Here is a 19878-nt window from a genome sequence, read left to right as displayed (position 1 = left end):
CGATCAATTGCTGACCTATATTGTCGTCATCCCGGACTTGATCCGGGATCCATCCGCCCTCTCAGTATAGGCGGTGCAAGGCCGCATGGACCCCGGATCAAGTCCGGGGTGACGAAGATATGAGGGCAGCTTACCACCCCAAAACAGCCGGTCCCACAATCGCTCGTAATGGCCGTCAGTTCGCGCTATACTCCCGTCGCCAGAGGGTCGGGCGATCGCCGCCGGTGGGGTATCCTGCCGGGGGAGGAAAGTCCGGGCTCCACGGAAATCACGGTGCCGGATAACGTCCGGCGGGCCGGTCCTCGGATCGGTTCAGGGAAAGTGCCACAGAGAGCAAACCGCCACGGCTTCGGCCCGGCGAAAGGTGAAAGGGTGCGGTAAGAGCGCACCGCGCGGCTGGTAACAGGCGCGGCACGGCAAACCCCACCGGGAGCAAGGTCGAATAGGGACGGTACGGAGTAATCCAGGGCTGATTCCGGCCCAGCCGTCCGGGTTGACTGCTTGAGCGTTCGGGTAACCGTTCGCCTAGAGGAATGATCGCCTATCTCTCGCAAGGGGGTGGACAGAACCCGGCTTACAGACCCTCTGGCAATATTCTCCCCAAACCCGCGTTTGGGAACCGCTCGCGCACGGGCGGCGTTCTAAACGAACCAGTTGAAAGGGAAGCCACCATGAAAGTCGTCGATGAGCATGTCGAAGTGACCGAGACGGAAGCGAGCGGCGGCGTCAAAGGTCATAATGTCCGCTATGTGCTGGCGTTTTCGCTGATCGCGGTGGTGATTCTGATGTCCGCCATCTGGATCATTCCGGCGCTGATGCAGCCCTGATTTCGATTATTTCGCTTTGGTTGCGCCGATCAGCTCCCCCTCGGCTTCCGGCGTGTCCTCCATATAGATTGTCCGCACCGGCTGCCGGAATTTCCGCGTGTACAGCTTGTCGTACCCACGGCCGCCGGTTTGGGAGACTTTGAGCAGGCTGGTGATCGTGTCGCCCGTAGCGACGTTCCAGCTCATCTCATTGCCGTCATGGGCATAGGTGCGGCTGTACACGCTCGCGTCGAGCCCGATCAGCCGCATCCGCGGTCCATCCTTCGTCGTTGCGGCACGATAGCGATAGGTCGCCGATAAGGCGGTGGTGCCGCCGGTGAGGTCCTTGATCGTCAACACGCCCTTGCTGATCGACAGATCGGCCGGTCCAAGCGGATCGGGCTCCAGCTTGAAGTCGCCGCCCGGTTGATGCCCCATATCGGTTTCGGCGCGATAGCTGAGCACCACATACAGGTGCCGTTCGTCGGGACTGGCGACGACAAAGGCGGTATCGACATCGCCGTCGCCATTGAGATCGCCATCGGCGCGCACTTCGATCTCTTCGCCCAGCTCGATCTGATCGAGCAGAAACTGATCGGTCAGGGGTGGATTCGCGGCGCCATCGGGCGCGGCGTGCGCTGCACCGGACAGCAATAGCGCGGCCAGCAATCCCAGGCTTCGCATCATATCATCCCCCCTTGGTCACGCGCAGATTATCACCTGTATTTGGGCCGTCCACATGTTGTCAGTGATCGTCCGCACACCATTTTCCGCTTTCCTACACTGCCATGCTGACCTAGCCTTCCTTCGGTGGGTCGATCGGCGCGGGGCAAATGCGATTTCAGTTTGAAGTTGCGCAGAATTCCGTCATTTTTCTGAATGAGCGCGCGGGCGTTTACGGGGGTATCATGGTGACTGCATCGCGGATCGGCGCTTTTTTTGCGGCGTTTCTGTCTCTCTTTTGTTTCGCGCCCATGGCCGCTGCGCAGACGCCCGCGTGCGGCACAGCGCCGCTTCAGGGCGAGCGCGTTGCGCTGCTGATCGGCAACAGCGCCTATAATGACTGGGAATGGCCGTCGCTGAAAAACGCGGTCAACGACATCGACTTCGTCTGCGACGCTTTCGCCCGCGCGGGCATTGCGCCGCGTATCGTCCGCAACGCCGACATGCCGACGCTCGACGCAGCGTTGACCCGTTTCGCCGCCGAGGCGAAGGGTGCCAAGTCGGTGATCATCTATTATGCGGGACACGGTTTTGAATATGGCGGCCGCAACTGGCTGGTCCCGATGGACGCCCCGCCTGCGACGCGCCGCGCCGATGTCGAAAAACGCTATTTATCGATCGAACAGGCAGTAAAGCGCGTGGTGCCAGCGGGCGCTTTCACGCTGCTGTTTGTCGATGCCTGCCGCACCGCCGAACCTGTGGTCCGGATCGAGGATGTCAATGTCGGGGCTGGCGATGCGGCATCGGCACCGATGGGGCTGCTCGACATCGGGCAGGGGGCGGTGTTCTATTCGACCGCGAAGGGCCGGCCAGCGCTCGATTTCGCACCGGTCGGATCGCCCGTCAGCCCGTTCGCCGCGGCGGTGGTCAAGGAGCTGGGCATCCCCGGTCTGGAAATATCGGATTATTTCAAGATCGTATCGCGCGAGGTTTACAAGCGCACCTATGGCATGGAGCTGGGGCCGCAGCAGCCGTTTCATTACGGCAGCTGGTTCGACGATTATTATCTGGTGGCGCCGCCGGAGATCGAGAACGCACCGATAGCGATACCCGCGCCGCTCGCGGCTTCTGCAACCACGCCAGCCGCCGTGCGGGGCGGCGCCAAGACTGGTGTCGATCCGCTGGCCGATATTTCGCTCGATCGGCTGGCGATCGAGGACGAGCCCATATTGATCGCCGATGTTCTGGCCCGCCATCCCGCCAACGAGCTGATCGCGCTCGCCGATGGCGGCCATCCGCTCGCGCAGCAGCTGGCGGGTTATATGTTTTCGCTCGGCGTCGGTTTGAAAAAGGATCTGCCGCGCGCGCACACCTATCTGGAGGCGTCGGCGGCGCAGGGGTTCCCGGCGGGCCAGCAGGAACTCGCCTATCTTTTGCTCGAAAACGACCCGACGCCGGACGATGTCAAACGCGCATATGACCTGTATGTCGCGGCATCGAATGCGGGCTTTTCCAAAGCGAAAACGCATCTGGCCTATCGCTTGGCAGCCGGCACATTTGGCCCCGCCGATTTTGCCCGTTCGCAGGCGCTTTACGCCGAGGCGGCGGAAAAAGGCCACCCGGCGGCGATTTTTGCACTGACCTATTTTGCCGACACGCGCGCGGCGAACCTGGCGCGGCTGCGCAATATCGCCGCCGCAGGGAATCCCGAGGGCAATCATTGGCTGTGCGAGGCCAATTTCGCGGCCAAAACGCTGCCCGGTGCGATCGAGGATTGCGCCGTTGCGGCGCGGGCGGGCTTTGCTGGTTCACGCGCGATCCTGGCCGACGCGTTTGCAAAAGGGATTGGCGTTGAGACCGATAGCAAAGAGGCCGCGCATTGGGCGAAGCTCGCGCGCGACCTGCCCGAACTTCGCAAGGATCAGCGCGAGCTGATCGCGGGGATTGGCGAATAATCTTCCCCGCGATGGCGGTATTCAGGACGGATAACGAACCGCCACCACTTCCCACTCCTTTGGTCCGGCGGGCAGCTGCACCGTCCGCAAATCGCCGATGGCCGCGCCGCGCAGCGCGCGGGCGAGGGGGCTGTTCCAGCCGATCCGGCCTTCGCCTGCCTCGGCCTCGTCGTCGCCGACCAGCGTGACGGTCAGCCGCGTATCGTCATCGTCGGCCAGTTCGGCGGTCGCGCCGAACCAGATGCGGCTCTTGTCGGGCTGCTCCGTGGGATCGACGACGCGCGCCGCCTTCATCCGGCGGGCAAGGAAAGACAGCCGCCGGTCGATCTCGCGCAATCGCTTGCGACCATAAATATAATCGCCATTTTCGCTGCGGTCGCCATTGCCTGCCGCCCAGCTGATTACCTCGACCAGCTTTGGCCGCTCGCCGCCCAGCAGGGCGTCATATTCGGCGCGCAGCGCGGCAAAGCCGGTCGGCGAGATGATGTTGCTGTGTTCCCCCGCCACGCGGATCTACCCCGGCGTGCGTTTGCCGAGGTAGAAGCTCAATGGTGCCTGCGTTCGCGCCCCGCTGCCTTCGCGCAGCGTGTCGTAAACGACGGCGTTTTCGAGCACGCGCTGGACATAATTCTTTGTCTCGAAGATCGGGATCGCCTCGATCCAGTCGATCATTTCGATGCTGCCGCCGCGTGGATCGCCATTGGCTCTGATCCATTTGTTCACATTGCCGGGGCCGGCGTTGTACGCCGCGACCGCCAGCGGATAGCTGCCACCGAAATAGCGCAGCATCTGCTGGAAATAGGTCGATCCCAGCATCATGTTGTAATTGGTGTCGGTGGTCAGCGATCCGGCGTCATAGCTCATCCCCAGCTTGCCCGCGACCTCGCGCGCGGTGCCGGGCATCAACTGCATCATCCCGCGCGCGCCCGCATGGCTGATCGCCTGCCGGTCGAACTGGCTTTCCTGCCGCGTGATCGCGTGGATGAAGGTCCAGTTGCTTTCATGCCCCGCCGGAACGCGGACGGTGGGAAAACCCGAAACCTCGACGGCGTCCAGGCTGTTCGCCTGCGCGCTGCGGCCGATCATCACGCCGAGATCGGGGCGACCGATCTGCGATGCCAATTGTCCAGCGAGGACGTGATCGGCGGGCGACGATGCCTTTTGCGCCAGCGCGCGCAGGAACAGCGACTGTTCCCGCCACGCGCCGATCTCGCCCAGCGCGCGGGCGGCGCGGACCAGCCGGTCGTCGCCAAATGCGCGCTTTTCGTCGTTGCTGATCTCGATCGTCGGATTGGGCGTTGGTTTGGGCTGCGGGCGGCTCAGCCGCTCAAGCGCCAATTGGCCGTAGAATTGGTCATAATGCTGCGCCGCGTCGGCGAAATGGACGTTGGCCGTGCGGGTGTCACCCGCCGCGAGTGCGGCGCGGCCCGCCCAGTAAAAGCCCTTGGTGCGTGTCTGCGCCGACCGAGCGGCCTCGCCATAGGCGCGGTATAGGGCCACCGCTTCGGCGGGACGACGAAGGTCTTTGTACGCGAGCTGGCCGGCCAGCCAGGCAAGCGAGGTATAATCGTCGCGCACGCTGAGCGGCGTTTCGCGGATCACGGTCCCCGGCGGGAAGGCGTCGCTCAATTGCCGCGCGATATTATAGGCGGTGAGCTTGTCTCCGCCGCTGTCGGCCTGCCGCGCGTTGGTCAGCAGCGTTTCGATCCACTCTTCGGGATCGGTGGGCGCCTTCGTCAGCGAGCGGGGTGCTGCGAGCAGCGCGCGCGCCTCGCCGACACGCCCCGCCTTGCGCAGCCAGGTCGCCTTGTCGGTGATATAGCCGGCGTCGCTGCGGATCAGCGACGGATTGGCGCTTTCGGCCGCCGATGCCTGGAAAGCGGCATCGACCGATGCGTTGCGCATAGCCAGACGGGCGGCAAACACATTGCGTTTGTCGGGTGAGGTGAAGGCGAGCTGGCGGCCCGCCGCGGCGGTGGCGCCCGACCACAGCAGGCGGTCCATGCGGGCATCATGATCGGCCAGCGTGATCGCGCCGGGGAACATGCTCAGCGCGCGGCTGGTCTCATAATCGTCGAGCGGCCCGCTCGTCCAGGCGCGGCGTACCGCGGCACTGGCATCATCGCGGCGACCCGACGCGTTGAGCGCGAGCGCATAGCGCAAATGCCCGCTCGCGGTTTGCGGTGGATAGGCCTGGAAATAGGCAAGGGTGCGCTGCGGATCGTAGCTGTCGAGCGAGATCGATTTTTCGGCACGGGTGCGCAGCTTTTCGCCATCGGGCCAACCGCGATTGGTCATCAGAAAGCGCGATAGCTGGTCGAACGAGGCGCCGGTGTTCGCGGTCAGCCGTCGCCATTCCATCACCGCGTCGCCGACCGAGTTGGTCGACGGTGGCGGGCCGGATGCCGACGCCAAACCCATCTGGGCGCGATACCACGCCATCTGTTCGGGGGTCAGCTCGCTGGCATGCGCAGCCGTCGGAATAAGGAGGGCCATCGCAAGAGCGAGGCGCGAAATACGGGGCAGCGTGATCATAGCGGCCATACTAGTGCCAAACTCCTTGCGGGGCGCTGAATAGGCGTCCATTAGCGGCGCGCCGTCGGGACTCTACCGGCTGGCCCATGTTTTTGTAAAGGAGCGGGGCATGTTTTCGGGGTCGATTCCCGCCTTGGTGACGCCATTTCGCGATGATGCGTTCGACGCCCCGGCCTTTGCGCGCCTCGTCGATTGGCAGATCAACGAAGGGACCAGCGCGCTGGTCCCTTGCGGCACCACCGGCGAAAGCCCGACGCTCGGCTTCGACGAACATTATCAGGTCATCGACAGTTGCATCCAGGCAGCGGCGGGCCGCGTGCCGGTGATCGCGGGTTGCGGATCGAACGACACCGCGACCGCCATCCGCCATATGCGCTATGCGCAGGCGGCGGGTGCGGCCGCAGCACTCGTCGTCGCGCCCTATTACAACAAGCCAAGCCAGGCCGGTATGATCGCGCATTTCCAGGCGCTGGCGGACGCCAGCGACCTGCCGATCGTCGTCTATAACGTCCCCGGCCGGACCGTGGCGGACATCAGCGCCGAGACGATGTGCAAGCTTGCCGAAATCCCCTCGGTCGTCGCGATCAAGGATGCGAGCGGCGATCTGGCGCGGGTGACGATGCACCGTGCGGGTGCGGGCCATGAATTCTGCCAGCTGAGCGGCAATGACGATCTGTGGCTACCCCATGCGGTGCTGGGCGGCGCTGGCTGTATTTCGGTCACCGCCAACGTCGCGCCGCGGCTCTGCGCCGACTTTGCCGCTGCGTGCGCCGCCGCTGACTGGTCGCGGGCGTTGACCCTGCACGACCGTATGTTCGATCTGCATCAGGCGATGTTTTCCGACACCTCACCCGGGCCGGTCAAATATGCGCTGTCTCGCGTTCACGACTGGTTTTCGCCCGAAGTGCGCCTACCTATCATCGCGGCGAACGATGCATCGCGCGCCGCCGTCGATGCCGCGCTGTCCGCGGCAGGAGTGATTTAGGTTTCCCATGGCCCGTCCGCAGTCCGCCGCCGAATTCGACAAGAAAAAGATCGTTGCCGAGAACCGGCGCGCGCGGTTCGACTTTGCCATCGAACAGGTGTTCGAGGCGGGGATCGCGTTGCAGGGGACCGAGGTCAAGTCGCTGCGCTTTGGCGAAGGCACGATCGCCGAGAGCTATGCCGAGGTGAAGGGCAATGAGGTGTGGCTGATCAACAGCAACATCCCCGAATTCAGCCACGGCAATCGCCACAATCACGAACCCAAGCGCCCGCGCAAATTATTGCTCAGCGGCCGCGAGATCAACAAGATGTACGCCGGCGTCGCGCGGCAGGGCATGACCCTCGTCCCGCTCAGCGTCTATTTCAACAGCCGCGGCCGCGCCAAGGTCGAACTCGCGCTCGCCAAGGGCAAAAAAGCGCATGACAAGCGGGAGTCGATCAAGGAACGCGATTGGAAGCGTGACAAGCAGCGGCTGATGAAAGAACGCGGGTGAGCGGCGGAAAACCGAAAGACAAGGCGGCGGTGATGAACTGGATCCGCCGCAATTCGCCGACGCGCGAAGAATTGCTGGCGAGCCGCTTCGTCAAACCGTTCGCGCACCGCGTCTCGCACAGCCATTTGTGGCGTTTCACCCGAACGTCGGTGCCGCGCGGCACCGCGCTGGGGCTGTTCGTCGGCATTTTCTTTCTGATCCCCGGCGTCCAGATATTGGGCGTCGCGCTGCTCGCATTGCCCGTGCGCGCTAATATCCCGATCGGCGCGGCGATGACCTTTTTGTCCAATCCGGTGACGACCCCGTTCATTATCATTGCGTCGGTGTGGCTCGGCGACTGGCTGTTCGGGCTCCACGCCAACAGCGCGACCTTTTCGGCGATGATCGAACATGGCGCGTCGGCGGGCGAATGGGTGCGCTGGGTGTTTTCGGATGCCGCTCCCGCGATGCTGGCCGGCTTGTTCGTTATCTCGGTGGTTTCGGCGCTCGTCGGTTATGTGCTCGCGTCGATTTTCTGGGATAACTGGATCCGATTGCGCTGGCGGCGCAAATTGCAGCGTGCGCGCGACCAACGACATGAGGCTTCGACCAGCGACACCCCCGCCGGTTGAACGGCGAGCGAGCGAGCGTATAGCTATCCCATCGCAATCACGTGCGGCGCAAAAGCGCCGCGCATTGTTGCCTCATTCTGAAAACTGGGGACTATCATGACTCTGTTGCATGTTTCTTCGCGCCTGATGGCAACCGCTGCGCTGGGCGCCGCGCTGATGACCACTGTTCCGGCTGTGGCCAAGGAAAAGGCCGCACCCGCGCCCGCCTCTGAAACAGCGGCCAAGCCCGAGCTTGGCACCTTTGGGTTCGACACGTCGGGCATGGACAAGACGGTCCCGCCGGGCGACGATTTCTACGGCTATGCCAACGGCACCTGGGCGAAAGACACCGCGATCCCCGCCGACAAGTCCAACTATGGTATGTTTACCGCACTGGGCGATCTGTCACAGCAGCGTACACGCGAGATCCTGGATGCGGCAAAGGCCGACCCCAGCAGCATGATCGGCCGCAACTATGCCGCCTATCTCGACGCCGCGGCCGTGGAAGCGAAGGGTCTCGCGCCGATCCAGCCTTGGCTGGCCAAGATCCGGGCTGTCGACAAACCCGGCCTTCCCGCGCTGCTTGCCGAGGCCGACCGCAACGGTGTGCAGCATTTCTTCGGTGGCTATGTCGGCCAGGACGACAAGAACCCCGACGTCTATATCTATTCGATGGGTCAGGGCGGCATCGGCATGCCTGATCGTGACTTCTATCTGAAGGGCGGCGACCGGAACGTGAAGCTTCAGGCGGCTTATCTGAAGCATCTGGAAAATGTCCTGACGCTGGCAGGCGAAACAAACGCCGCGCCGCGCGCCAAAGCGATCTATGATTTCGAAAAGCAGATCGCGACCGTCCATTGGGACAAGAACGACAGTAGCGACGCGACCAAAGCCTATAACAAGATGACGATCGCCGAGCTCGCCGCTGCGGCGCCGGGTTTTGACTGGGCGACTTTCATTCGCGGTCTGGGGGTCAAGGAAGACACGCTGCTCGTGGCGCAGCCGAGCGCCTTCACCGGCGAGGCCAAGCTGCTCGCCGATGCGCCGATCGCGGTGATCCGCGACGCGTTGATCGTGCGCAGCGTCGATGGCTTTTCGGGCGTGCTTCCCGAAAAATTCGCGCAGGAAGCCTTCTCCTTCTACGGCACCGCCTTGTCGGGCACGCCGCAGATGCAGGAACGCTGGAAGCGCGGGGTTGATTTCACCACCGGCAATCTGGGCGAAGCGGTCGGCCAAGACTATGTGGCGAAATATTTCCCGCCCGAAACCAAGGCGGCGATGGATGTGCTGGTCAAGAATGTGCTTGCCGCGCTCGACACCCGCATCGGCACTCTCGCGTGGATGCAGCCTGAAACCAAGGTGAAGGCGAAGAAGAAGCTGGCCAATTTCACGACCAAGATCGGCTATCCCGATCGCTGGAAGGATTACAGCAAGCTCGACATCCGTGCCGACGATCTGTTCGGCAATGCGCTGCGGTCAAATCAGTTCGAGCATGACGACAATATCGACCGCCTCGGCGGTCCGATCCGCCGCTGGGAGTGGGGCATGACCCCGATGACGGTCAACGCCTATGCCAATTTCGGTATGAACGAGATCGTTTTCCCCGCCGCGATCCTCCAGCCGCCCTTTTTCGATCCGCATGCCGACGCGGCGGTCAATTACGGCGGCATTGGCGCGGTGATCGGCCACGAGGTCAGCCATCATTTCGACGACCAGGGCGCGAAGTATGACGAGACCGGCAAGCTTGCCGACTGGTGGACTCCCGCCGATGTCGCCGCGTTCGAAGCCGCCGGCAAAGCGTTGATCGCGCAATATGACGCGTATGAAGTTCTGCCCGGTGAAAAGCTCGACGGTACCTTCACGCTCGGCGAGAATATCGGCGATCTCGCCGGCCTGACGATCGCCTATGACGCGTACAAGACGTCGCTCGGCGGCAAAGAGGCGCCGGTCATCGACGGTTTGACTGGCGATCAGCGCTTCTTCCTCGGCTGGGCGCAGGTGTGGCGCCGCAATTACCGCGAACAGAATCTGTCGCAGCGGATCACCACCGACCCGCATTCGCCGTCGATTCAGCGGACTTGGGTCTCGCGCAACCTTGACCCTTGGTATAAAGCCTATCAGATCAAGGAAGGCCAGAAGCTGTATCTGGCGCCCAAGGACCGCGTTCGCATCTGGTAACGCGCCGATAAGAAAGACTGTCATTGACCGCGACAAGCCTAGCCTCTGCTGATGGTGATTTCATCAGGGGGGCGGGCGCCGCCGGCCCGCTCGCGGTGCCAGCCACCCTGTCGCGCGTCGATTTGGGTTTGCTTGGCGGAGTCGCCCTGGTGTCGACTGCGCTGCTGTTCTGGGCGACGCGCGATGCGGTCCTGGCGGCGGGCTTTCTCGCCGGGCTCGCCGTCGCGGTCGGCGGAGTATTGCTGGCGCGGCGATTGTTTCCCGCGAGCGTCGCGGGCGACGCGATACTGCCCGACTGGACGATGTTGCGCCAGGCGGTCAATCACGATGACATCGCGATTGCGATCACCGACCGCGCCGGTCGCATGGTGTGTGCCAATGATTTGTTCGGCACCTGGATGGGCGGCTTCGTCACGCCGCCCGGCCTGCCGCTCGAAGGCCGCGGCGCCGATGTGCTGAAAAACGCCGGACGCGCCGCGTGGCGCGACGGCGAGGGTCGGGCGGACGATATCGCAATCGGCCCGCTGCAACTGCGCGCGCAAGTGACGCGCGCGGGGCAGGCCGAGGATTATCTTGTCTGGCGTTTTTCGGCGCTCGAACGGCTCGACCTTGCGTCGGAAATTACCCGCCACCTCGATGGCCCCGCCGGACGCACGCTGGGTCACGCGGGGGTGATGACTGCGCTGGTCAATTCCGAAGGCCGATTGCGCGTCGCCAACCCCGCTTTCCTCCTCCGCGCGTTGGGCGAGGATGATGCCCATCATTATGCGGGCCGCGATGTCGCCCCGATGCTGCGGATCGACGATGGCGGCGCGCTGTATTTTGCTCGCGAGGGCGACCGCGCGACCCCGGTGCGCATGCTGCAAATTCCGCTCGCTCCCGCCGACGGCAACACGCCGGTGCTGCTTGCCCTGCTCGACGAGGAAATGGCGCCGGCCGATCGCGGTACCGCACAAACCTATGTCGAAACCCTGCTTTCGCTGTTGCCGTTCGGGCTGGCGATGGTCGATCGCGATGGCCGCTTTCTTTACATGAACCGCGCCTTCGTGCGCGCCGCGAACCTGGGCGAGGGCAAGATGCCGCGCTATCCCGGCGATATCGTCGTTGGCGAAGACAAGGGACCGCTCGCCGACATGATCCGCCGCCACAGCAGCGGCCAACAGGTCGGCGGCGATCTGTCGATCCGGCTGGCGGGGCAGAGCGGCGATCCGGTCTCGATCCGTGTCGTCGGCGTGCGCGGACTGGGCGAGGCGGCGGTGCTACTCAGCCTGAAGGATTCGAGCGAGGAATCACGGCTGAAGCGCCAAGTCGCGCAAGCATCGAAGATGCAGGCCGTCGGACAACTTGCCGGCGGCGTCGCGCATGATTTCAACAATATTCTGACCGCCGTGCTCGGCGCCTGCGACCTCATGCTGATGCGCCATACGCCGGGCGACAGCGATTATGATGACATTCAGCAGATCCGCAGTAACGCCAATCGTGCCGCCAGCCTGACCCGGCAACTGCTCGCCTTTTCGCGGCAACAGACGTTGCGGCCGCAGATTCTGCAGCTACCCGACGTGATTTCAGAAGTGTCGCATCTGCTCAAGCGACTGATCGGCGAAACCGTTCAGCTGGCGGTGCACCACGGCCGCGGGCTCGGCGCGGTGCGCGCCGATCCGGGGCAGCTCGAGCAGGTGATCATCAATCTGGCGGTCAACGCGCGCGATGCGATGCCGGGGGGCGGGACGCTGACGATTGAAACCTATCCGGTGTCGGCAGCCGACGTCAGGGTGATGGGCAATGAATTCATGCCGCCCGCCGACTATTGCGCGCTGAAGGTCAGCGATACCGGCACCGGCATCGCGGCCGATGTGTTGCCCAAGATTTTCGAACCCTTTTTCACCACCAAGGATGTCGGCAAAGGTACTGGCCTGGGTCTGTCCACCGTGTACGGCATTATCAAGCAGTCGGCGGGTTTCATCTTTGCCGACAGCAAGCCCGGGCAGGGGACGAGTTTTGCTATCTATCTGCCCGTTCACCGCGTCGGCAGCGAGGCCCCGGTTGCACCTCCGCCGCCGCCCAAGCCCAAGAAAAGCCAGTGGGGAACGGGTACCATCCTGCTTGTCGAGGACGAGGATATGGTTCGCGCCGTCGCTGAACGCGCGCTGACCCGCGCAGGTTATACTGTCGTCACCGCGTCGCAGGGCGAAGAGGGACTCGAACGATTTGGCCAGATGGAAAAGGTCGATCTGATCATTAGCGACGTTGTCATGCCGACGATGGATGGTCCCGCAATGGTGCGCGCGATGCGCGCCAAGCGGCCTGACCTGCCGGTCTTGTTCATGTCGGGCTATGCCGAAGAGCAATTACGCCAGTCGATCAACATCGACGACGTCGCCTTCCTGCCCAAACCTTTCTCGGTCGCGCAACTGGCCGAGGCGACATCGGCGGCGCTGGACGATGCCGCACACCGGGCGCCGCATAGTGGATAAGCTTCGCATCTTGCTGGTCGAAGACGATGTGCTGATCGGCATGATGCTGGCCGACATGTTCGACGCGCTCGGGCTGCCCGAACCCGCGCAGGCGGCGAGCAAGGACGAGGCGCTGGCGATCATCGCGGCCGAATCGCTGGGCGGGGCGCTGGTCGATATCAACCTTGGCGACGAAAAAGGCTGGCCGGTCGCGGACGCGCTGGCCGAGCGGGGCATCCCCTTTGCCTTCACCTCGGGCGGCGGCGACATCTTGCCGCCGGCGCATGCCCACCGACGGTTGGTGGCGAAACCCTTTCGGATCAGCGACATCGAGGGCGCGCTGGCGGAATTTTCACCGCAATAGCATGGGGGTTCGGCCCCCTGGAAATTCTTTTTGTTCCTCTCTTGTTCTATAAGAACAAATACCGTACATCGGTGGGGCGTTGCGATGGCTCAGCCTTCGCTCTAGAGCAGGAAGGGTACGGTAATGGCCGGACAATTGTCACTCGTCGATGTGGGGAAATCAGTGAACAGCACGGATAGGCAGAAGGCGCTCGACGCAGCGCTCGCGCAGATCGATCGCGCCTTTGGCAAGGGCTCGGTGATGAAGCTCGGATCGAAAGAGGCGATGCAGGTCGAAGCGATTTCGACCGGTTCGCTTGGGCTCGACATCGCGCTCGGCGTCGGCGGCCTGCCGCGCGGCCGCGTCATCGAAATCTATGGTCCCGAAAGCTCGGGCAAGACGACGCTGGCGCTGCACGTCCTTGCCGAAGCGCAGAAGGGCGGCGGTACGGTTGCCTTTGTCGACGCCGAACATGCGCTCGACCCCGTCTATGCGCGCAAGCTGGGCGTCAATATCGACGAACTGATCATCTCGCAGCCCGACACCGGCGAACAGGCGCTTGAAATCGTCGACACGCTGGTGCGGTCGAACGCGATCGATGTGCTCGTCGTCGATTCGGTCGCCGCGCTGGTGCCGCGCGCTGAAATCGAGGGTGAGATGGGCGACACGCATGTCGGCCTGCAGGCGCGGTTGATGTCGCAGTCGCTGCGCAAGCTGACCGGTTCGATCAGCCGCTCGCGCTGCATGGTGATTTTCATCAATCAGCTGCGCATGAAAATCGGTGTGATGTACGGCAACCCCGAAACCACGACCGGCGGCAACGCACTGAAATTCTATGCTTCGGTCCGCCTCGACATTCGCCGCACCGGCCAGATCAAGAATGGTGACGAGATCGTCGGCAACACGACCAAGGTGAAGGTGGTGAAGAACAAGGTCGCGCCGCCGTTCAAGCAGGTCGAATTCGACATCATGTACGGGCAGGGCATTTCCAAGATCGGCGAGATCCTCGATCTGGGCGTCAAGGCCGGGATCGTCGAGAAATCGGGCGCCTGGTTCAGCTATGATTCGATCCGCATCGGACAGGGCCGCGAAAATTCCAAGGCGTTCCTCAAGGAAAACCCGGAACTGATGGATCGACTGGAAGCTGCAATCCGCAGCCGCACCGACGCCGTGGCCGAAGAAATGATGGCCGGTCCCGATGACGATGGCGGCGACGACAATTGATTGGGATCCGGTCGGTGCGCATTTGTGCACCGACCGGGAAACGGCGGCGGGTCTTCAGCCCCTTGCACCTGCACTCCCCTCTCCCCGCAGGTGGACCCGCCCGCCGTTGACTTTTTGCGACGGCTTTATTGCTGGCTGTTTTGGAGTGGAAAGCGGCCGTTGACCTTTCCCCTCGCGCAAGCGGGGGGTGCTGGGAGACTTGCGAGCTTGCTCGCTAGTCGCGCGGGGTAAGCCATCGCGACGTCGCAGCGTACCCCCGGACCCTCCCGGTTGCGGGAGGGGAGAAGAGACGTCCACGAACGGTCGACACCGGTCAGTCATTCCAACGCGCCACATCGTGGGGCATCACCGCGATCACATTCGCTGCGCCTTGCGAACCTTCATCCAACAGCTACAAGCGACGCATGCCCGCGATCCGCCTTTTCGGTTTGCCCACCGATATCAACAGCAGTTTTGAACGCGGCGCGGCGGCGGGACCCACCGCCATCCGTGCGGCGTTACGGAGCGACCGCGGCAATATGGCGAGTGAGCTTGGTGCCGAAATCGGCACTGACATCGCCTTTGCGGATGATGGCGACCTGCCGCTGACCGAAAACACCGTGCGCGATGATGCCGCGATCCGGCGCCATGTCGTGATGCTGCAGGAGGATGGCGAGGTGCCGCTGGCGCTCGGCGGTGACCATGCGGTGACCTTTCCGCTCGTCGAGGCCGCGGCGACCTGTTTCGGACCGCTCAATATCCTCCATTTCGATGCCCACCCCGATCTCTATGACGATTTCGCTGGCAACCCGCGCAGCCACGCCTCGCCCTTTGCCCGCATCTGCGAGGCAGGCCACGCCGCGCGGCTGGTGCAGGTCGGCATCCGCACCCTCAATCACCATTGCCGCGAACAGGCGGCGCGCTTTGGGGTGGAGGTCATTCCGATGTCCGATTTCACCCCCGATCGCGTCCCTGTTCTCGACGGTCCGCTCTACATCTCGATCGACCTTGACGGCATCGATCCGTCGGCCGCGCCTGGCGTGGCGCATCCCGAACCCGGCGGGCTGACCGTGCGTGAGGTTCTTGCGGTGCTGCACAAGCAGACCGCGCCGATCGTCGGCGCCGACATCGTCGAGCATCATCCCGGCCGCGACATCGGCGATGTCACCGCGATCCTTGGCGCCAAGCTGGTCCGCGAACTCGCGGCGCTGATCGACCGCAACGGCATTTACAAGAATTGACCCTTTGAGGAGAGTGACATGACCCTGATCGTCCACCATCTGAACAACAGCCGCTCGCAGCGCATATTGTGGCTGCTCGAAGAAATCGCCGCGCCCTATGAGGTCAAATTTTATGATCGCGACGCGACGACCAACTTGGCGCCGCCCGAGCTGATTGCGGTGCATCCGCTCGGCAAGTCGCCGGTGATTTCGGATGGTAGTCGCGTGATCATCGAATCGGGGGCGATCACCGAATATCTGTGCGAGCGGCACGGCGGCGGGGATCTGGTGCCCGAGCGCGGCACCGACGACCATATCAGCCACCTCGAATGGCTGCATTTCGCCGAAGGGTCGGCGATGACCCCGATCCTGCTGCGCATCTATACCGCACGGCTTGGCGAAGCCGCGGCGCCGCTCGAACCGCGGATCAACCAGCAACTCGACGCGCATTTCGCCTATATGGAGAGCCGCGTCGGCGACAATGGTCATTTCATCGGCGACAGCCTGTCGGCGGCCGACATCATGCTGAGCTTCCCCGCCGAAATCGCGATCATGCAGGGCATGGCGCCGCGCTATCCCAAGCTCGCCGCCTTTGTGAACGCCTGCCACGCGCGCCCCGCCTGGCAGCGCGCGCGCGAAAAGGGCGGCGCCTATTATGGCTATTGACCGAAAGCGTTGGCTGCCGCTCGCCGCGCTGGCGATGATTGCGAGCGCGGCCGCAGCGCAGGCGCCGCCGCTCGGTCCCGAGGTCGAGCGGGTTGCGACGGGTGTCGACGGCGCGGCGATCACCGTGGCGGCGGCCGATGAAAGCGCCGCAATGGGCCGCTTTGCCGCTTACACGATGGCGCTGGCCAAGCGCGATTACGCCAGCGCCTATGCGATGCTGCGGCTGTCGTTCCAGGCGTCGAACCCGCGGCTCGAATGGGAGATGAACCTGCGCAAGCGCCCGACCCTGTGGGCCGACGGTACGCTCCGGGTGCTGCGCGTCAGCTGGTATGCCGATCCCGCGGGACAGCCGCCGGGGCTTTACGCCGCCTTTGATTTCCGCGGTGACCGCAAGGACGGGACGATGGATTGCGGCTATGTCGCCGTCCACCGCACGGCGCCCGGCGCCGACTGGACCGTCGTGCGAACCGACACGTCGGAAGTCCCCGCCGAGTTGATCGAGGATGGCGTGCCGAAGGCCGATGTGCTGCGCCAGCTGCCCTGCTATCTGGGCAAGGGGATCGCGACCAATTTCTGACCGATGGGGTCGATGATAGTCATCGACACGAAGCGGCTTGTCGCATGCCCGCAAAATGCCTAATTCGCGCGCATGACATCGACCAATGACATTCGCCGCTCGTTCCTCGACTATTTCGCGGGGACCGGCCACCATATCGAAGCATCGGCGCCGCTGGTGCCGTATAACGACCCGACGTTGATGTTCGTCAACGCCGGGATGGTGCCGTTCAAGAATGTCTTCACCGGGCTGGAAACGCGGCCGTACAGCACCGCAGCGTCGTCGCAGAAATGCGTCCGTGCGGGCGGCAAGCACAACGACCTCGACAATGTCGGCTTTACCGCGCGGCATCACACCTTCTTTGAAATGCTGGGCAATTTCTCGTTCGGCGATTATTTCAAGGAACAGGCGATCCACCATGCCTGGAACCTGATCACCAAGACCTGGGGGCTGGCGCCCGAGCGACTGACCGTCACCGTCTATCACACCGACGACGAAGCGTTCGACCTGTGGAAGAAGATCGCCGGTCTGCCAGAAGAGCGGATCATCCGTATCGCGACCAACGACAATTTCTGGTCGATGGGGGACACCGGGCCGTGCGGGCCGTGCAGCGAAATCTTTTACGACCATGGTGATCATATCTGGGGCGGTCCGCCGGGATCGCCTGAGGAAGACGGCGACCGCTTCGTCGAAATCTGGAACCTGGTGTTCATGCAGTACGACCAGCGCGGCCCGGGTGACCGGATCGATCTGCCGAAACCGAGCATCGACACCGGCATGGGGTTGGAACGCGTCGCCGCGGTGCTGCAGGGCGTCCACGACAATTATGACACCGACACGTTCAAGGCGCTGATCGCCGCATCGGTCGACCTGACCGGGGTTCCGGCCGAGGGCGCGACGCAGGCCAGCCACCGGGTGATCGCGGATCATCTGCGCGCATCGAGCTTCCTGATCGCCGATGGCGTTCTGCCGTCGGCCGAAGGGCGCGGCTATGTGCTGCGCCGGATCATGCGCCGCGCGATGCGCCATGCGCATCTGCTCGGCGCCAAGGATCCGCTGATGTACCGGCTGCTGCCGTCGCTGACCGCCGAGATGGGCGCCGCCTATCCCGAGCTTATCCGCGCCCAGCCGCTGATCGCCGAGACATTGGAGCGCGAAGAAACCAAGTTCCGCCAGACGCTCGACAAGGGATTGCGGCTGCTCGACGAGGCGACCGTTGGCATGGGCGCGGGCGCGACCTTGCCCGGCGATGTCGCGTTCAAGCTCTATGATACCTTTGGCTTCCCTTATGATCTGACCGAGGATGCGCTGCGGACGCAGGACATTGCGGTAGATCGCGCGGGCTTCGATGCGGCGATGGCGCAGCAGAAGGCGGCGGCACGCGCGGCTTGGAAGGGCAGCGGGCAAAAGGCGTCGGAAGAAGTCTGGTTCGACTTGGCCGAAACCAACGGCAGCACGGAATTTACCGGCTATGGCGCGACATCGGGCGAAGGGCAGGTGATCGCACTCGTCAAAGACGGCGTGTCGGTGGGCGAAGCAAAGGCCGGTGACGAACTGGTCGTGCTGACAAACCAGACGCCATTCTATGGCGAAAGCGGCGGCCAGATGGGCGACAGCGGCACGATCGCGACATTGGGCGGCGCGAAGGCGTCGGTCAGCGACACCGGCAAGCCGCTGGGGCGGCTGCACGCGCACAATGCCAAGCTGGAGGCGGGCAGCCTGAAGGTCGGCGATACGGTCCAGCTGACGGTGGATGCTGAACGACGCGACCGGATTCGCGCCAACCATAGCGCGACGCATTTGCTCCACGCGGCTCTGCGCAATCGACTGGGCGAGCATGTGACGCAGAAGGGCAGCCTGGTCGCCGAGGACCGTTTCCGTTTCGACTTCTCGCACCCCAAGGCGCTGAGCGCCGAGGAGATCGCCGACGTCGAGGCCGACGTCAACGCGCAGATCCGGGGCAATGAGGCGGTGACGACGCGGCTGATGACCCCCGACGATGCCGTCGCGGCGGGCGCGCTGGCGCTGTTCGGCGAGAAATATGGCGACGAAGTGCGCGTGCTCAGCATGGGCAAGGCGACCGATAATCATTATTCGGTCGAGCTATGCGGCGGAACGCACGTCCGCGCGCTGGGCGACATCGCGTTGCTTAAGATCATCGGCGAATCTGCGGTGTCGTCGGGTGTCCGGCGCATCGAGGCGCTGACCGGCGAGGCGGCGCGCGCGTGGCTCAATGGCCGCGACGAGGCGCTCAAGGCAGCGGCAGCGGCGCTCAAGACGTCGCCCGACGATGTTCCGGCGCGCGTGGCGCAGCTGGCCGAAGCGCTCAAGAAGGCCGAACGCGAGCTGGCCGACGCGAAAAAGGCGCTGGCGCTTGGCGGGGCTGGGGGCGGCGGCGGGACGGCCGCTGGGCCGGCGGTCGAGCAGATCGGCGACACGGCGTTCATGGCGCAGGTTGTCGACGGGCTCGATCCCAAGGAGCTTCGCGGTACCGTCGATGGTCTCAAAAAACAGGTCGGCAGCGGCGTGGCGATGCTCGTCGCGGTTAATGACGGGCGCGCTTCGGTGGCGGTTGGGGTAACCGAGGGCGTCGCCCATAATGCGGTCGATCTCGTCAAGCTCGCGGTGGCGGCGCTCGGCGGGCAGGGCGGCGGCGGTCGACCCGACATGGCGCAGGGCGGCGGTCCCGACGGCGGCGCGGCCGATGCCGCGGTCGCGGCGGTCAAAGCCGCGCTGACTTGAAACCGACCAAGAAGACCCGGCGCACCGATCACGCCGAACGGCTGATCGCGGCGCCGCTGGTCGATGTTTTTTCGGCCTTCACCAGCGAAGCGAAGCTGGCGCTATGGCTGCCGCCTGAGGGCGCGACGGGGACGTTCGAACACATCGACCTGAGCGCGGGCGGCGGTTTCCTGATGCGGCTGACGTTCGATGACGATGATGTCGAGACCAAGAGCGATGACGATAGCGATGTCGTCGAGGTGTATATCCCGACGCTCGACGACGGGCGGCTGATTGTGTGGGAGGTCGAGTTCGTCTCCGACGATCCGCGCTTTTCGGGGACGATGGCGATGCATTGGCATTTGGCGCGGCAAAGCGGCGGGACGTTGGTGACGATCGATGCCCACCACGTGCCGCCGGGGATTTCGGCAAAGGATCATGTGGCGGGGTTGAAGAGCTCGCTGGCGAATTTGGCGGGGGTTGTGGAGGGCGCAGCCTCCTAAATCCGTTC

General features: G+C 63.9%; 17 protein-coding genes and 1 other RNA gene. 15 read left to right on the top strand and 3 right to left on the bottom strand.

Annotated features, from left to right (window positions below; translation table 11 throughout):
• Positions 1-199 precede the first annotated feature (199 nt).
• Positions 200-593: RNase P RNA component class A (gene rnpB / locus ACQY6T_RS01665), an RNA gene on the top strand.
• Positions 594-671: 78 nt separating this feature from the next.
• Positions 672-827 (top strand): hypothetical protein, encoded by a 156-nt coding sequence (locus tag ACQY6T_RS01660; protein WP_428627671.1) that lies wholly within the window; start codon positions 672-674, stop codon positions 825-827.
• 6 nt (positions 828-833) lie between these two features.
• Here the strand turns inward: ACQY6T_RS01660 and ACQY6T_RS01655 are convergent, their stop codons facing one another.
• A complete protein-coding gene (locus ACQY6T_RS01655) occupies positions 834-1493 on the bottom strand; it encodes a hypothetical protein (RefSeq protein ID WP_428627669.1) in 660 nt (219 codons plus the stop codon).
• A gap of 287 nt (positions 1494-1780) precedes the next feature.
• Between ACQY6T_RS01655 and ACQY6T_RS01650 the strand changes: the two genes are divergently transcribed.
• Positions 1781-3424, top strand: coding sequence for a caspase family protein (locus ACQY6T_RS01650; protein ID WP_428627666.1), 1644 nt, complete (start codon positions 1781-1783; stop codon positions 3422-3424).
• Positions 3425-3445: 21 nt separating this feature from the next.
• Here ACQY6T_RS01650 and ACQY6T_RS01645 read toward each other — a convergent pair whose 3' ends face one another.
• Together ACQY6T_RS01645 and ACQY6T_RS01640 are read right to left on the bottom strand one after the other, a co-directional pair.
• Positions 3446-3931, bottom strand: a complete 486-nt coding sequence (locus tag ACQY6T_RS01645; protein ID WP_428627663.1) for a GreA/GreB family elongation factor — start codon at positions 3929-3931, stop codon at positions 3446-3448.
• Positions 3932-3937: 6 nt separating this feature from the next.
• A complete protein-coding gene (locus tag ACQY6T_RS01640; protein ID WP_428627660.1) occupies positions 3938-5968 on the bottom strand; it encodes a transglycosylase SLT domain-containing protein in 2031 nt (676 codons plus the stop codon).
• 100 nt (positions 5969-6068) lie between these two features.
• Between ACQY6T_RS01640 and dapA the strand changes: the two genes are divergently transcribed.
• From dapA to ACQY6T_RS01580, 12 genes are all read left to right on the top strand, one after another.
• Entirely contained in the window at positions 6069-6944 is an 876-nt protein-coding gene (gene dapA, locus ACQY6T_RS01635) for a 4-hydroxy-tetrahydrodipicolinate synthase (protein ID WP_428627659.1), read from the top strand.
• Positions 6945-6951: 7 nt separating this feature from the next.
• Positions 6952-7437, top strand: a complete 486-nt coding sequence (gene smpB / locus ACQY6T_RS01630; protein ID WP_137753308.1) for an SsrA-binding protein SmpB — start codon at positions 6952-6954, stop codon at positions 7435-7437.
• A 32-nt stretch (positions 7438-7469) separates the two neighbouring features.
• Positions 7470-8048 carry a DUF2062 domain-containing protein gene (locus tag ACQY6T_RS01625; protein ID WP_428627655.1) on the top strand — a complete coding sequence of 193 codons (579 nt, stop codon included), beginning with the start codon at positions 7470-7472 and terminating at the stop codon, positions 8046-8048.
• A gap of 96 nt (positions 8049-8144) precedes the next feature.
• Positions 8145-10205 carry a M13 family metallopeptidase gene (locus ACQY6T_RS01620; protein ID WP_428627653.1) on the top strand — a complete coding sequence of 687 codons (2061 nt, stop codon included), beginning with the start codon at positions 8145-8147 and terminating at the stop codon, positions 10203-10205.
• A 95-nt stretch (positions 10206-10300) separates the two neighbouring features.
• Positions 10301-12679 carry a response regulator gene (locus tag ACQY6T_RS01615; RefSeq protein WP_428628808.1) on the top strand — a complete coding sequence of 793 codons (2379 nt, stop codon included), beginning with the start codon at positions 10301-10303 and terminating at the stop codon, positions 12677-12679.
• On the top strand, positions 12672-13022 hold the full coding sequence (locus ACQY6T_RS01610) for a response regulator (protein WP_428627651.1): 351 nt from the start codon (positions 12672-12674) through the stop codon (positions 13020-13022). Before ACQY6T_RS01615 ends, ACQY6T_RS01610 begins: the two co-directional genes overlap by 8 nt.
• A gap of 123 nt (positions 13023-13145) precedes the next feature.
• On the top strand, positions 13146-14225 hold the full coding sequence (gene recA / locus ACQY6T_RS01605) for a recombinase RecA (RefSeq protein ID WP_428627648.1): 1080 nt from the start codon (positions 13146-13148) through the stop codon (positions 14223-14225).
• A 404-nt stretch (positions 14226-14629) separates the two neighbouring features.
• Positions 14630-15445, top strand: a complete 816-nt coding sequence (gene speB / locus ACQY6T_RS01600; protein ID WP_428627645.1) for an agmatinase — start codon at positions 14630-14632, stop codon at positions 15443-15445.
• An 18-nt stretch (positions 15446-15463) separates the two neighbouring features.
• Positions 15464-16090: a glutathione S-transferase family protein gene (locus ACQY6T_RS01595; RefSeq protein ID WP_428627642.1), complete on the top strand. Its 627-nt coding sequence runs from the start codon at positions 15464-15466 to the stop codon at positions 16088-16090.
• Positions 16080-16667 carry a hypothetical protein gene (locus tag ACQY6T_RS01590; protein ID WP_428627641.1) on the top strand — a complete coding sequence of 196 codons (588 nt, stop codon included), beginning with the start codon at positions 16080-16082 and terminating at the stop codon, positions 16665-16667. The genes ACQY6T_RS01595 and ACQY6T_RS01590 overlap by 11 nt, the downstream gene beginning before the upstream one ends.
• Before the next feature lie 72 nt (positions 16668-16739).
• Positions 16740-19388: an alanine--tRNA ligase gene (alaS, locus tag ACQY6T_RS01585; RefSeq protein WP_428627640.1), complete on the top strand. Its 2649-nt coding sequence runs from the start codon at positions 16740-16742 to the stop codon at positions 19386-19388.
• Positions 19385-19870: an SRPBCC domain-containing protein gene (locus tag ACQY6T_RS01580; protein ID WP_428627638.1), complete on the top strand. Its 486-nt coding sequence runs from the start codon at positions 19385-19387 to the stop codon at positions 19868-19870. Before alaS ends, ACQY6T_RS01580 begins: the two co-directional genes overlap by 4 nt.
• Positions 19871-19878: the final 8 nt, after the last annotated feature.

The sequence above is a fragment of the Sphingopyxis sp. genome (assembly GCF_965279725.1).
Classification (GTDB): Bacteria; Pseudomonadota; Alphaproteobacteria; order Sphingomonadales; family Sphingomonadaceae; genus Sphingopyxis.
The sequence above is the reverse complement of the archived record's forward strand: the minus strand, read 5'-3'. Positions and strand labels throughout refer to the sequence as shown.